Here is a 12,811-nt window from a genome sequence, read left to right as displayed (position 1 = left end):
TAGCATTTAGCTATCTCCTTTTTTGTTTAGTGCTGATTGACTAACTGTTTTTTATCTGAGTTTGCAAAGAAATATTTCAAGATAAAATTCAAAAGCACACCATAAGCAGGTAAGAAAAATAGCATGCAAATAAGTAACTTGAAAACATAGTCAACTAACGCGATTTCGACCCAATTTGCGGCCATAAAGGGGTCGCTACTGCGGAAAAAAGCAATAAAGAAAAAGGCGATAGTGTCAATCAAGTTACCAAAGAACATTGCACAGGCAGGTGCTACATACCAACGTGCATTTTGGCGTAATCGATTGAAAACACTGACATCTAATATTTGACCCAGTACATAAGCCATAAAACTCGCTGCGGCAATACGTGCTACAAATAAGTTAAATTCAGATAATGCGGTAAAACCTTGCCATTCACCTTGGAAATATAAAGCTGAAATAACGTATGAAATCAGTAATGCGGGCAGCATAACTGCAGTGATAATTCTGCGTGCAAGCGGCGCGCCATAAATACGAACGGTTAAATCAGTAGCTAAGAAAATAAATGGAAAAGTAAAAGCACCCCAAGTGGTATGGAAGCCAAAAATATTAATTGGCAACTGCACGAGGTAGTTACTAGAGGTAATGATTAAAATATGAAATAACGAAAGCCAAATTAACGCAGTGGCTTTTTGCTGCGCAGTAAAATTAAACATATTGTACCTTTTTAGTCACAATGGGGTGAGGGAACCCATGAAATACATCCCAACATTTGGGAACAGCGCATCATACGCTCGTTGCGCAACAAAAGCAAAACTGTTCATTTATCAATGAGCGTTTTATTATATAATCAGTCTATTGATCCCTTTTAGAAGTGTTTTTTAATGTCTGATTTATTTGCTAATCCAACGAAAACCCTTGATACGCTAGGGTTACGATGCCCAGAGCCTGTGATGTTAGTGCGCAAAACAGTTCGTAATATGGCTGATGGGGAAACGTTGTTAATTATTGCTGATGACCCAGCAACCACACGCGATATCCCAGGTTTCTGCCGCTTTATGGAGCATGATTTATTAGCGGTAGAGGCTGAGAATGCTCCGTATCGTTATTTGTTACGTAAAAAATCGAGTTAACCGCCATTAGCTAATTGCATTGTATCAATCCCTGCCAAAAGGCAGGGGGATTATTGTAGATTTAATACTTCCTGATGAGTTAACCCAGTGAGCTGACAGATAAGCTCAATACTTGTACCGAGTTGTAAACCTTTCAGAGCAACTTCATGTTGTTTTTTGTTTGCTCCAATATCTATGCCTTTATTTACACCAATATCAATGCCTTCTTGTATTCCTTGATTTTTTAATCGTTGCGCGATGTTCATAATAGCCTCTTGGTTATTTTCTAATTGGTATATAAGTTGATTAACCACTGCCTCAAAATGAGGTGAATCCATAGTAATAAATAAATAGTTGAAAATAGTGATGATGTCATCACTATGGTGATAATTTTGATTCATCGCTTCAGCTAGTAACTGCGTGACTTTTTCTATGTTATCTCTTAAGTCTCTGTGCTTCATTGCGAGTTCCATGACGGCAACTTTGCGATGATTTACGAGTTCGTTATCATCAATAACAGTAATATCAACGAGCGGAAATGGTTGACTATATAAGTTTGATGCAATTTCTGGCCACGGAAAACAGTGTGTCCACGGCTTAGCATATGGATAAGGCGTTACCTTTCCATGATAAAATAAAACTGGCACAACCAGTGGCAAATCATGATGGCCTTGTTGTAAATGTTGATTCATGGCAAGGAACGAATAATGCATCATCCGCCAACCCATTAGCTTATCGGGTGTTGATTGGTGTTCAACTAACATATAAATATAGCCTTCACCTTGCTGTGTCTCGACAGTGTAGAGCATATCCGAAAGACGAGTTCGTAGCTGATTATCAATGAAAGAAGAATTTGTTATCGCTAATGTTTTGAAATCACATAATTGCTTAATATGGCTGGGTAAGTGAATATCAAAAAAGTCACGTGCATTATCAAGTTTAAACATAAACCCTTTAAATGCAGCGTCATGTGGCGTTGAACTGTGATTTTTTACCATACCCAATACCCGCTAATACCTTGCCAAAAGAGTGATTTTCAAAATGCATTTTAGCGGAATCTGGGGTTGATGGAGAAAAAGTTAGTCCTAATTCTTAAGTTAAAATTGTATTTAACGTATTGTAATAACAGTATTTATTGGAAAGGTTGTAAAAGAAAAAACGCCACTTATTGTGGCGTTTAAATCAGTTGATATAAATTACTTTTTCACTTGAGGTAATTTAACGCGTAATAGGCGCACTGCGTTTGCTGTTACGAGTGCTGTTGCACCGGAGTCAGCAAGAACGGCGACCCAAAGCCCGGTAATTCCCAACAAACTGGTGACGAGGAATACGGCTTTTAACCCTAAGGCAATCGCAATATTTTCACGAATGATTTTTCGTGTTGCGCGAGATAATGCAATAATCTCTGCGAGCCCAGTTAAACGATTATGAGTTAATGCAGCATCGGCGGTCTCTAATGCCACATCAGTACCACTACCCATGGCAACACCGATACTAGACGCTTTCATTGCAGGGGCATCGTTAATACCATCACCGACCATCATCGTGCTGTGGTTTCGGTTAAGCTCCATAACCGCAGTGACTTTATCTTCCGGTAATAACCCTGCGCGGTATTCCATGCCTAATTGGCCTGCAATAGCACTTGCTGCTCGAGGGTTATCACCTGTCAGCATCACGGCATTCACGTTGAGCGCTTTTAGCATGCTCATCGTATCCGCAGCATCTTTGCGCAATGTATCTTGCAGTGCGGTTAAACCAATCACGCGGTTATTTTCGAGTGTGACAACAACGGTTTTCCCTTCTGCTTCTAAGGTTTCTACTTTACTTTGCCACTCACTGTTTAATGGCGTATCAAGGCGGTTTGGTGCGCTAACAAGGATATGTTTGTTATTAAGGTATCCTTCAATTCCTTTTCCTGCCAGTGCCTTACGCTCTTGCGCTTCAGTGACAGTCAAAGAAAGTTCTTCCGCTTTATTAACTACTGCTTTAGCAAGTGGGTGGTGAGAGCCAACTTCAACAGATGCGGTGATTTGTACTAATTCACTTTCTGACAAGCCTTCAACAGGGACTAAGTTAGTGACATGGGGTTTACCTTCTGTCAGTGTGCCCGTTTTGTCTAAAGCAATGGTCGTGATAGTTCCCAGTTGCTCCAATGCGGCTCCCCCTTTAATTAAAGCACCGCGCCGTGTAGCAGTTGCTAATGCGGAGGTGATTGCTGCAGGGGTTGAAATCACTAATGCACAAGGGCAACCAATCAATAACAGTGTTAACCCGCGATAAATCCATGTTTCCCATGGTGCGCTGAAGAAAATAGGTGGAATAACAATCACTAATGCGGAAATCAGCATGATGATTGGTGTGTATACACGGCTAAAGCGATCAATAAAACGTTCTATTGGTGCGCGACGTTCTTCTGCTTCTTCAATCAGCTGTAAAATGCGGTCAATCGCATTTTGACCCTGTTCTGATACCACCTGCATTTGAACGGCTCTATCAACAGATAAGCAGCCTGCAGCCACTTTATCTCCAATATTACGTTCGACAGGTACAGATTCACCCGTTAATGCACTTTCATCAAAGCTGGCAAAACCAGATACTAACACGGCATCTGTAGGTAAACGCCCACCTGGTGCAATCTCAATAATGTCTCCTGGTTGCAATTGTGCAACGGGAATCGTCGTTTTTTGCCCATTTTTGATTAAAACGGCATCTTCTGGAACCAGTGCCATTAAGGCGCTAACACCTCGTCTGGCCCTTCCGGCAGAATAAGATTCCAACATTTCGCCTAACATAAACAGTAAGATAACCATTGCGGCTTCTTCTGTTGCTTGAATAAAGATTGCGCCTATTGCGGCAACCGTCATCAATGTTTCGATGGCAAAAGGTGAACCCGTTCGCATTAAGCGTAATGATTTACGAGCAATTGGGTATAACCCAAACAGGGTGGTTAAAATAAAGGCAATATTACCCAACTGTGGATTGATAAATTCAATCCCCCAACTAATAGCCATTAAAATCGCTAAAATAATGACGGGCTTAGCTTCACTAATTAAGCTTGGTGGAGCTGCTGCCGCACTATTGCTACCGACTTCAAGTAATTCATAACCCGCAGTTTCAACGGTAGAGCGAACTGCCACACTAATATCTGTGTTGGCATCAACCACAAGTTTTTCTGTGGCAAATAATACTTTGGCTTGTTTTACTTCACTGATTTGCTTAACTGCAGTTTCAATTTTATTTGCGCAACTTGGGCAATCCATACCACGGATTATCCAGCTAAAGCGCTGGCTAGCCGCTTGGGTAGGCTCAACTTCATTCGCGACATCCGGAGTTAAACCACAGCTATTACCATGCTGGTGGTTATGTCCCTTATGATGATTGTCATTTACTGCATGCTCATGTGCAGAATGGTCCCCGATATGATGATGAGCTTCTTCATCGTCATCAGGGTTTTTCTTCACTGTACTGTGCTCGGAAGTATGTGAGTCGTTACTCACTTTTTTGTCATTTTCAGCGATAGCAGATGAGCAAGTACTGTTACTAGAGCAACAAGAACTGCTATGTACATGATTTTCTTTATGAGAGTGTGAGTGCATAAGCGCCTCCTTATCAAACAATGATTCGTTTTATCATTCATTGTTGATAAGTCTACACTCTGGAGTCTACTCCAGAGTCAAACCAAAAAGGGGGAGCCAATTGATAAAATTCTCAAATAGCACTTTTAGTCAATTGGCTTAGTCTTTGCGGGTAGTAATTACAAGTAAATTGCCCGCACAATAAAGAACTGCCCAAGGAAATAGAGCGCTGCAACAACAGCTTTTGAAGCTTTAAATGGAAGACGGAATCGAGCAATTAGCCAAACACAGTTAGAAAGAAATAGCAGAGATGCACCAACCATGATTGAAAAATTATATTCACGGCCGAGACCAAAATATTGGTCACCAGCAACCCATGCCATAATCATACACATTATTAGTGATGCAAAAACAATGGCTTGAAGATTTTCAAGTTTGCCCCAAATAAATACTAAAGTAATGGCAGCGACAATCAGAGGTGCGGCAAGCCAAGGTAGATAGAGCCCGAAATTAAATTGCATTCCGAAGCTGATGGTATAAATCAAATAACTCAGGAACATCAACGCGACGGAAGCTAGTAAGTGCTCACTTGAAAGCATGCGAGAAAGATCTGCAACGAGAGAAACTAGCAGCCCCGCAAGAATAAGATAATTTTGCAGGTTAAGGTCGTCGGAGCTCCAACCCCAAAGTAATAAAAGTAGCAGTGTGATTGGGCGAAATAACCAACGTTGCCACCCGGGTCCTCGATAGGCGGCATCGACATATAACCAACCGGAAAAGAGTACAGCGAGGAATGGCCAACTAATCATATACACATCCTTATATGTTCAATGAATGACACGGCAGGGATCCGGTAACTTAGAAACGTGTCCTGTTTAGTTAAATAAGATAAACTATCATGACGGACTTTTTAAGCAAAATGCACACATTATGAATAAGCCAATATTACTGATTATCGTTTTAGCGATTATTGCGGTGCTCGCCACTAAGCGTTTTTTTGACCAACGCAAGCAAAATGAACTTAATGATAACGCTTTGCCTGTAAGCTACTTAGTAAAGGTTGATAGCAAAAAAGACTACCCTTATCCTAACATGCGTTCTCGAGAGCGGGATGTTGTTTCACCTGAAACTTTTCGCTATGAGATTCACTTTAAAACGCTATCAAGCGGCGAAATTATTAAAACTATTGTAACGGAAGAACAGTATCAAGGCGTTGAGCTTGGCCATGAAGGCAAGCTCATTATGCAAGGTACTCGGTTTATTCGTTTTGAGCCAGCGTAGAATAAGTTATTCACCTGATTGTTTTTTCTTTGCTTCTTCTAAATCGGCTTTATTTTTTTTCTGCATGGCTAGCATTTCGAATACGCCAAAAAAGAAAATGCGTAATTGAACTAAACCAGAGATTTTCTCTCCTTTTGGCAGCGTTGCTTTTAGGAAAATAGTTTGTAGTGCGTGCATGAAAATCATAAAAACCATTGCAATATCCATAAAATATTTCAATGGTTTAGGGAATGGGTGGACGAGATTAAAGACCATAAAGCCCCAAACGCAAATCATGAGCAGGCGTCCAATATTGATAAACATGTTTTTGTCCTTAAAGTGAAGTTCGAATAAAAAGGCGATATGCGACTTGCCCAGCTATTTTTTCGCGATGAAGTTGCCAGTTAGCTGGAATGTCAGTAAGTGGTGACTCCGCTTCTGACTCAACGTATATCCAGCTTTCTTCAGCTAACCATTGATTTTTTTCTAACAATTGAATGGTTTCATTGAGCAGTCCTTTGCGAAATGGTGGGTCAATGAAAACGACATCAAAAGGTGTACCTGCTTGGCTTAAAAAATTTAGGCTGTTGTGATTCACTACGGTTGCGTTATCAGCTTGTAAGCGAGTTTTATTTTCAGTCAATAATTGGGCGTTGTGTTTATCGAGCTCAATAAAGGTGACTGTTTCTGCAAAACGAGAAAGTGCTTCAAAGCCCAGTGAGCCACTGCCTGCGAAGCAATCTAAGCAACGCGCATCTCGAATGATTGGCATCAACCAGTTAAATAACGTTTCTTTAATTCTGTCTGTAGTTGGGCGTAAGCCCTCACTATCACGAACTGGCAGCTTTCTTCCGCGCCATTTTCCACCGATAATACGAATTTGCCCTAAAGAGGGGGATTGTGGTTTTTTTGCCATAATGTTTATTGCTGCTTAACGGGTTTATGTACTTAAATTTGATTGTTACTATTGTATACCTGTCAGGCGATAAGTTGCAGTGTTGTTATCTCTGATTGGCCGTATTTCAATTATAGTGCTTCATTTTCACAGTTTTAACACGAAAATTCAGATTAAATTGGCAGGATTTTTCTTTCAGATATGTGTTGCTGAGCGATGAAATGGTAGACTGCATATAATTTTATTGCGATTTGATTATCGAGTGCCATATTTTTACCGCGAGGAGTGTAGTGGCAAATGGCTAAAGACAAGAAAAAAGGTTTTTTTTCATGGTTGGGGTTTGGGCGTAAAAATGAAGAAGAAACCCAGCAACAAGAGCAACAACAAACTCAACAAAATGATGTGGTTAATGACGTCGAAAACCAATCAACCCATGAAGCTGCGGTTGATGCCGCAACAGCCGAAGCGGAACGTCAACATCAAGCAGAGCAAGCTGCTATTAAAGCGGCAGAAGATGAAGCTCAGCGTCAGTATGAAGCACAACAAGCTGAGATTGAGGCAGCAACAGAGCAAGCAGAACGTGAGCGGGAAGCTAAGCTAGCAGAACTTCAAACTGCCCAAGAGCAAGCGGAACAAGCACGCCAAGAAGCCGAAGAGAAAAAACTGGCGGAAGAAAAAGCCGAGCGTGAACGCCAAGAAGCGGAAGCAATGCGTCTTGCTGAAGAAGAAATGGCGCATCAGCGTCAAGTTGAGTTAGACGCGATTCAAGCGACAGAGGAAGCAGAAGAGCAGCGTCGCCAAGCAGAGTTAGCTGCAATTCAAGCTGCCGAAGAACAAGCCGAACGCGAACGTCAAACAGCAGAAGCGGCGCGTTTAGCGGAAGAACAAGCCGAACGCGAACGCCAAGCAGCAGAAGCGGCACGTTTAGCGGAAGAACAAGCCGAACGCGAACGCCAAGCAGCAGAAGCAGCCCGCTTAGCGGAAGAACAAGCCGCCGAAGATGCGAGAATTGCAGAGGAAGAAGCTGAAGCTGAGCGCTTACGTTTAGAAGAAGAAAAAAATAATTTACCAACAGAGCAAGAAAAACCTAAAAAAGAAGGTTTCTTTGCTAGGCTAAAGAAAGGGTTATTAAAAACTCGCCAGAATTTAGGTTCAGGTTTTTTTGGGCTGTTTTCAGGTAAAAAAATTGATGATGACTTATTTGAAGAGCTTGAAGAGCAGCTATTGATTGCTGATGTCGGGGTTGATACCACTCGCAAAATCATTGATAACTTAACGGCACATGCGAGCCGTAAAGAGCTCAAGGATGCAGAAGTGTTATATGGCAAATTGCGTGAGGAAATGTCTGATATTTTAGCGAAAGTGGATAAACCACTCGTGATTGAAGACAAAAAACCCTATGTTATTCTTATGGTTGGTGTTAACGGGGTCGGGAAAACGACAACAATTGGTAAATTAGCACGTCAATATCAGTCGGAAGGGAAAAGCGTCATGTTAGCCGCGGGGGACACTTTCCGTGCAGCAGCCGTTGAGCAACTTCAAGTATGGGGTGAGCGTAATAAGATCCCTGTGGTAGCCCAACATACTGGTGCAGACCCTGCATCTGTTATTTTTGATGCAATTCAATCAGCACAAGCGAAAGGGGTTGATGTTTTAATTGCAGATACCGCTGGACGTTTACAAAATAAATCGCACTTGATGGAAGAGTTGAAAAAAATTGTTCGGGTAATGAAAAAACTCGATGAAAATGCTCCCCATGAAATTATGTTAACGCTAGATGCAAGTACTGGACAAAATGCGGTAAGTCAGGCAAAACTTTTTGATGATGCGGTCGGTCTAACAGGTATCACATTGACTAAACTCGATGGCACAGCAAAAGGTGGCGTAATTTTCTCTATTGCCGACCAATTTGGTATTCCAATTCGTTATATTGGTATTGGTGAGGGTATTGAAGATTTACGTCCATTTAAAGCAGATGACTTTATCGAGGCTCTATTTGCCCGAGAGGAATAATTTTCGATGATTCGCTTTGAACACGTTAGTAAAGCTTATCGCGGTGGCCGCCAAGCACTCCAAGGGGTTGATTTTCATCTTCAACCTGGAGAAATGGCATTTCTAACAGGCCATTCAGGCGCAGGTAAAAGTACATTACTTAAACTGATTTGTGGTATTGAACGCCCAAGTGCGGGTCATATTTTATTCAATGGTCATGATATCAGCCGCTTGAAAAATCGAGAGATCCCGTTTCTGCGTCGGCAGATCGGGATGATTTTTCAGGATCACCACCTGCTTTTTGATCGAACGGTATATGATAATGTCGCAATGCCGCTAATCATTTCTGGTGCCAGTACCGAAGACATTCGTCGCCGAGTTTCTGCGGCATTAGATAAAGTCGGGTTATTGGACAAAGCTAAAAACTTTCCTATTCAGTTATCTGGTGGGGAGCAACAGCGTGTCGGTATTGCCCGAGCGGTGGTGAATAAGCCAACGATGTTATTAGCGGATGAACCAACAGGTAACCTTGATGGTGAATTGTCAGAAGGGATAATGCGTTTATTCGAAGAGTTCAACCGTGTAGGGGTGACTGTTTTAATGGCAACCCATGATATTGCATTGATTGAGCGTCGTAACTACCGTGTTCTTACATTAAGTGAAGGCCGTATGCTTGGAGGTCAACATGGCTAAGAATGTCCGTAAAAGCAAGCCGGAACGAGCCAAGCAATCGAAAAGTAAAGCATTAAAAGGCGGTTGGAAAGAGCAGTGGCGTTATTCGTGGTTGAACGCGCTCGCTGATATGCTTAGACAGCCTTTAGCCACCTTTTTGACTATCATGGTTATTGCCATTTCACTCACGTTACCGAGTCTTTGCTATATTGTGTGGAAAAATGTTTCGCAAGCTGCGGAGCAATGGTACCCAACACCACAACTCACTGTTTATTTGGATAAATCTCTTGATGAACAAGGTGGGCAAAATGTGGTAACGCAGTTGCAAGCGCTTGATGGGGTTGACCATGTGAATTATCTTTCACGTGACCAAGCCATGAGTGAGTTTCGCAGTTGGTCTGGTTTTAGTACTGCTCTCGACATGCTAGAGGAGAACCCACTGCCTGCGGTGGCCATAATTACGCCTAAAATTGATTTTGAAGGTTCTGATGTATTAACAACACTGCGTGATAGGGTTAGCCAAGTCGATGGCATTGAAGAAGTTCGCATGGATGATAGCTGGTTTGCAAGGTTAGCCGCACTAACAGGTTTGGTGGGGAAAGTTGCTTCTGTCATTGGGATTTTAATGATTGTGTCACTGTTCCTTGTGATAGGAAATAGCGTACGGCTCAATATTTTTGCTCGCCGTGATACAATCAATGTGATGAAGTTAATTGGTGCTACCGATGGGTTTATCATGAGGCCATTTTTAAATGGTGGCCTTGTCTTGGGCGCATTAGGTGCCATTATTTCCTTGATTATGACCTTTCTACTTGTTTGGCAGTTAGCAGACGGTGTTGCAAAAGTAGCCAGTGTGTTTGGTACACAATTTCAGATTGAAGGGTTGTTATGGGAAGAGTCTTTATTGATTCTATTGTTATCGGCTATGGTTGGTTGGATAGCAGCATGGTTAGCAACACTTCAACATTTACGACACTTTACACCTGAGTAACGAGTTGTTTTCTCGTCATTTTTATTAAAGAGTCATGATTTAATTATATCATGACTCTTTGATTCCATTGCAAATTTGCGTTAAAAATGAACTTAGTCTGAATTGTTTTGTCCTACATAGACCTACTGTTAACAAATTTTGTATATAATTTATTTAACGCGGTTAAACTGGTAGACTAAAAGTGTTTGCCTCATGGTTAACCAATGCGGTTATCAATACAAACTAATCTGTTTTCTATTATTTTATTGAGGATCTGAATGACCAAAGACATGCAATCATTAGCTCTTGTTCCACAGGGGAGTATTGAAGCCTACGTTCGGGCGGCTAACTCTTACCCGATGCTTACCGCTGAGGAAGAAAAGGAACTCGCTGAACGGCTGCATTACCATGGTGATCTGGATGCTGCAAAGCAACTGATCTTATCGCATTTGCGCTTTGTTATTCATGTTGCTCGTAGTTATGCAGGGTATGGTTTACCGCAAGCTGATTTAATTCAGGAAGGTAATATCGGCCTGATGAAAGCGGTGCGTCGTTTCAATCCTGAAGTTGGCGTTCGCCTTGTTTCCTTTGCGGTTCACTGGATCAAAGCTGAAATTCATGAATACGTTTTACGTAACTGGCGTATTGTGAAAGTCGCGACGACAAAATCGCAGCGTAAGTTATTCTTTAATTTAAGAAAGAATAAAAAACGTCTTGGTTGGTTTAACCAGGACGAAGTCGATATGGTTGCCCAAGAGTTAGGGGTGAGTACTAAAGATGTGCGTGAAATGGAATCACGTATGGCTGCACAAGATATGGCATTTGATATGTCAGATGACGATGACAGCAGTGATTTTGGTGGTCCAGTAGCCCCAGTCTTATACTTACAAGACAAAGCATCAGACTTTGCCGGCTCAATTGAAGATGATAATTGGGAAAGCCATGCAACTGATCGCTTAGCAGATGCACTAGACTCTTTGGACGAGCGTAGTCAGGATATCATCCGAGCTCGTTGGTTAGACGATGACAACAAAACAACGTTGCAAGAACTTGCTGATAAATACGGCGTTTCTGCAGAACGCGTTCGTCAGCTTGAAAAGAACGCCATGAAGAAGTTACGTTTGGCGATGGAAGAAGACGAAGACAGCGAAATGTAATTTATTACTGGCTAATTCGTTGCTCACTAAAATTATCTGCATTTATTGCCTGTTAAGAGGTGGATAAATGCAGATAATCATTTCTACTTTTACATTTTTAATTGTTCAATTAATCACTGTATAACTCTAGTGGTAAGCCATCTGGATCTGTGAAAAATGTAAAACGCTTTTGCGTGTAGGGGTCAACCCGTATTGCTTCACAAGCCACACCTTGTTCAGTTAAATAAGCGACCCATTTATCTAAATCATCGACACCGAAGGCTAAATGACGTAGCCCTGTGGCTTCGGGGTAACTTAGTCTCGCTGGTGGATTAACAAAACTGAATAACTCAATTTGGTAATGCTCACCAAAAGCTAAGTCTGCTTTCCACGAATTATTTGCTGGACGGTAATGTTCTTCAAGTAAATTTAAGCCCAAAATACGGCAATAAAAATCCTTACTGACGTCAAAATTGGATGCGATAATAGCAACATGATGAATTTTATTTAACTTCATGCTGTTTTTCCCATATATCAGGTTGTGCGGTGGCATTGAAGCCATTTGCCGACAAGAAAAGCTGCATTGCTTCTTTTTCTTGCCGGGCAACCCCACTAATGTCAAATTTCCATAGTGTAATATCAGGGATTGTTTGGCAAATTTCTTCTAATAAATATGATCCTACACCTCGTCGGCGAGTGACCTCTCGCACACAAAAATCCCACAAAGTGGCAGTGCTATGATCCACAGTAATTTTTGCTGCGCCAAGAAGGCGGTCATTAAAGCGAGCTGCATAAAATTGCTCACCTGCTTTACACATTTTGGCTAGCTCAAAAGGGCTCTGGTCAGGCCAGATTTTATGTAAGTCCAGATATTGTTGCTCAGTAGGATTGACCAGCGGGATAATAGTGAGTCTCATGATATTTTGTTTGTTTCCCTGTAAGAGTTGCAGTCACTCATCCTGCCAGAGTGATCTACAACCGATTTTTTGATTTTAGAGAGAAAAATTTGGTGATACTGAATTTTCCGAATTTCACTCGGATTAATTTAAATTTAACCCGAATATAACACTAGTATTTACAAAAAACCTACTTTAACACATCAGTTTTTTATTCTGCTTCTAATGTAAAAACCTGCCATATCCATTTGCTATTTAGCATAATTATCTTGTTTAATGTTATGAAATATATAGCCTTATTTGCTGTATTTTGAAATATCAGGC

The 12,811-nt window shown here is 41.4% G+C and carries 14 protein-coding genes; 6 read left to right on the top strand and 8 right to left on the bottom strand.

The genetic code is table 11. The features are described 5' to 3' along the window. Positions 1 to 26: 26 nt before the first annotated feature. On the bottom strand, positions 27 to 695 hold the full coding sequence (locus tag P3L44_RS17295) for a 7-cyano-7-deazaguanine/7-aminomethyl-7-deazaguanine transporter (RefSeq protein WP_140171443.1): 669 nt from the start codon (positions 693 to 695) through the stop codon (positions 27 to 29). Positions 696 to 863: 168 nt separating this feature from the next. Between P3L44_RS17295 and tusA the strand changes: the two genes are divergently transcribed. Next, the gene (gene tusA / locus P3L44_RS17290) at positions 864 to 1,112 is read left to right on the top strand and encodes a sulfurtransferase TusA (protein ID WP_004908132.1); all 249 of its coding nucleotides are present in this window, start codon (positions 864 to 866) and stop codon (positions 1,110 to 1,112) included. 50 nt (positions 1,113 to 1,162) lie between these two features. Here the strand turns inward: tusA and P3L44_RS17285 are convergent, their stop codons facing one another. The 3 genes from P3L44_RS17285 to P3L44_RS17275 all read right to left on the bottom strand — a co-directional run bounded on the left by P3L44_RS17285 (position 1,163) and on the right by P3L44_RS17275 (position 5,475). Next, the gene (locus tag P3L44_RS17285; protein ID WP_272661566.1) at positions 1,163 to 2,089 is read right to left on the bottom strand and encodes an Rpn family recombination-promoting nuclease/putative transposase; all 927 of its coding nucleotides are present in this window, start codon (positions 2,087 to 2,089) and stop codon (positions 1,163 to 1,165) included. A gap of 198 nt (positions 2,090 to 2,287) precedes the next feature. Further along, positions 2,288 to 4,687, bottom strand: coding sequence for a zinc/cadmium/mercury/lead-transporting ATPase (locus P3L44_RS17280; protein WP_272661567.1), 2,400 nt, complete (start codon positions 4,685 to 4,687; stop codon positions 2,288 to 2,290). Positions 4,688 to 4,845: 158 nt separating this feature from the next. Next, complete coding sequence (locus P3L44_RS17275) at positions 4,846 to 5,475, bottom strand: lysoplasmalogenase (protein WP_272661568.1); 630 nt, start codon at positions 5,473 to 5,475, stop codon at positions 4,846 to 4,848. Between the two features lie 121 nt (positions 5,476 to 5,596). Between P3L44_RS17275 and P3L44_RS17270 the strand changes: the two genes are divergently transcribed. Further along, positions 5,597 to 5,947, top strand: coding sequence for a DUF2500 family protein (locus P3L44_RS17270; protein ID WP_004258585.1), 351 nt, complete (start codon positions 5,597 to 5,599; stop codon positions 5,945 to 5,947). Between the two features lie 6 nt (positions 5,948 to 5,953). Here the strand turns inward: P3L44_RS17270 and P3L44_RS17265 are convergent, their stop codons facing one another. Both P3L44_RS17265 and rsmD read right to left on the bottom strand, forming a co-directional pair. Beyond that, the gene (locus P3L44_RS17265; RefSeq protein ID WP_004258582.1) at positions 5,954 to 6,250 is read right to left on the bottom strand and encodes a DUF1145 family protein; all 297 of its coding nucleotides are present in this window, start codon (positions 6,248 to 6,250) and stop codon (positions 5,954 to 5,956) included. Positions 6,251 to 6,260: 10 nt separating this feature from the next. Continuing rightward, complete coding sequence (gene rsmD, locus P3L44_RS17260; protein WP_164529175.1) at positions 6,261 to 6,842, bottom strand: 16S rRNA (guanine(966)-N(2))-methyltransferase; 582 nt, start codon at positions 6,840 to 6,842, stop codon at positions 6,261 to 6,263. Positions 6,843 to 7,118: 276 nt separating this feature from the next. On the opposite strand from rsmD, the gene ftsY reads away from it, so the two are divergent. The 4 genes from ftsY (at position 7,119) to rpoH (ending at position 11,612) form a co-directional block, all read left to right on the top strand. Further along, positions 7,119 to 8,834 (top strand): signal recognition particle-docking protein FtsY, encoded by a 1,716-nt coding sequence (gene ftsY, locus P3L44_RS17255; protein WP_272661569.1) that lies wholly within the window; start codon positions 7,119 to 7,121, stop codon positions 8,832 to 8,834. A gap of 6 nt (positions 8,835 to 8,840) precedes the next feature. Beyond that, on the top strand, positions 8,841 to 9,506 hold the full coding sequence (gene ftsE, locus P3L44_RS17250) for a cell division ATP-binding protein FtsE (protein WP_004258545.1): 666 nt from the start codon (positions 8,841 to 8,843) through the stop codon (positions 9,504 to 9,506). Continuing rightward, the gene (gene ftsX / locus P3L44_RS17245; RefSeq protein WP_004258540.1) at positions 9,499 to 10,476 is read left to right on the top strand and encodes a permease-like cell division protein FtsX; all 978 of its coding nucleotides are present in this window, start codon (positions 9,499 to 9,501) and stop codon (positions 10,474 to 10,476) included. Before ftsE ends, ftsX begins: the two co-directional genes overlap by 8 nt. Positions 10,477 to 10,733: 257 nt before the next feature. Next, positions 10,734 to 11,612, top strand: a complete 879-nt coding sequence (gene rpoH, locus P3L44_RS17240) for an RNA polymerase sigma factor RpoH (protein ID WP_004258535.1) — start codon at positions 10,734 to 10,736, stop codon at positions 11,610 to 11,612. 109 nt (positions 11,613 to 11,721) lie between these two features. Here rpoH and P3L44_RS17235 read toward each other — a convergent pair whose 3' ends face one another. Together P3L44_RS17235 and panM are read right to left on the bottom strand one after the other, a co-directional pair. Continuing rightward, entirely contained in the window at positions 11,722 to 12,108 is a 387-nt protein-coding gene (locus tag P3L44_RS17235) for a VOC family protein (protein ID WP_004258531.1), read from the bottom strand. Beyond that, entirely contained in the window at positions 12,095 to 12,508 is a 414-nt protein-coding gene (gene panM, locus P3L44_RS17230) for an aspartate 1-decarboxylase autocleavage activator PanM (RefSeq protein WP_110591198.1), read from the bottom strand. The genes P3L44_RS17235 and panM overlap by 14 nt, the downstream gene beginning before the upstream one ends. Positions 12,509 to 12,811 lie beyond the last annotated feature (303 nt).

The sequence above is a fragment of the Providencia sp. PROV175 genome (assembly GCF_032707045.1).
Lineage (GTDB): Bacteria > Pseudomonadota > Gammaproteobacteria > Enterobacterales > Enterobacteriaceae > Providencia > Providencia hangzhouensis.
The sequence above is the reverse complement of the archived record's forward strand: the minus strand, read 5'-3'. Positions and strand labels throughout refer to the sequence as shown.

What these genes read in the sequence shown, in the direction of transcription:
- rpoH (WP_004258535.1), top strand. Translation starts at nt 10,734, where the DNA reads ATGACCAAAGACATGCAATCATTAGCTCTTGTTCCACAGGGGAGTATT.
- ftsY (WP_272661569.1), top strand. Translation starts at nt 7,119, where the DNA reads ATGGCTAAAGACAAGAAAAAAGGTTTTTTTTCATGGTTGGGGTTTGGG.
- tusA (WP_004908132.1), top strand. Translation starts at nt 864, where the DNA reads ATGTCTGATTTATTTGCTAATCCAACGAAAACCCTTGATACGCTAGGG.
- P3L44_RS17295 (WP_140171443.1), bottom strand. Translation starts at nt 695, where the DNA reads ATGTTTAATTTTACTGCGCAGCAAAAAGCCACTGCGTTAATTTGGCTT.
- P3L44_RS17270 (WP_004258585.1), top strand. Translation starts at nt 5,597, where the DNA reads ATGAATAAGCCAATATTACTGATTATCGTTTTAGCGATTATTGCGGTG.
- rsmD (WP_164529175.1), bottom strand. Translation starts at nt 6,842, where the DNA reads ATGGCAAAAAAACCACAATCCCCCTCTTTAGGGCAAATTCGTATTATC.
- P3L44_RS17275 (WP_272661568.1), bottom strand. Translation starts at nt 5,475, where the DNA reads ATGATTAGTTGGCCATTCCTCGCTGTACTCTTTTCCGGTTGGTTATAT.
- panM (WP_110591198.1), bottom strand. Translation starts at nt 12,508, where the DNA reads ATGAGACTCACTATTATCCCGCTGGTCAATCCTACTGAGCAACAATAT.
- P3L44_RS17265 (WP_004258582.1), bottom strand. Translation starts at nt 6,250, where the DNA reads ATGTTTATCAATATTGGACGCCTGCTCATGATTTGCGTTTGGGGCTTT.
- P3L44_RS17280 (WP_272661567.1), bottom strand. Translation starts at nt 4,687, where the DNA reads ATGCACTCACACTCTCATAAAGAAAATCATGTACATAGCAGTTCTTGT.
- P3L44_RS17235 (WP_004258531.1), bottom strand. Translation starts at nt 12,108, where the DNA reads ATGAAGTTAAATAAAATTCATCATGTTGCTATTATCGCATCCAATTTT.
- ftsE (WP_004258545.1), top strand. Translation starts at nt 8,841, where the DNA reads ATGATTCGCTTTGAACACGTTAGTAAAGCTTATCGCGGTGGCCGCCAA.
- ftsX (WP_004258540.1), top strand. Translation starts at nt 9,499, where the DNA reads ATGGCTAAGAATGTCCGTAAAAGCAAGCCGGAACGAGCCAAGCAATCG.
- P3L44_RS17285 (WP_272661566.1), bottom strand. Translation starts at nt 2,089, where the DNA reads ATGGTAAAAAATCACAGTTCAACGCCACATGACGCTGCATTTAAAGGG.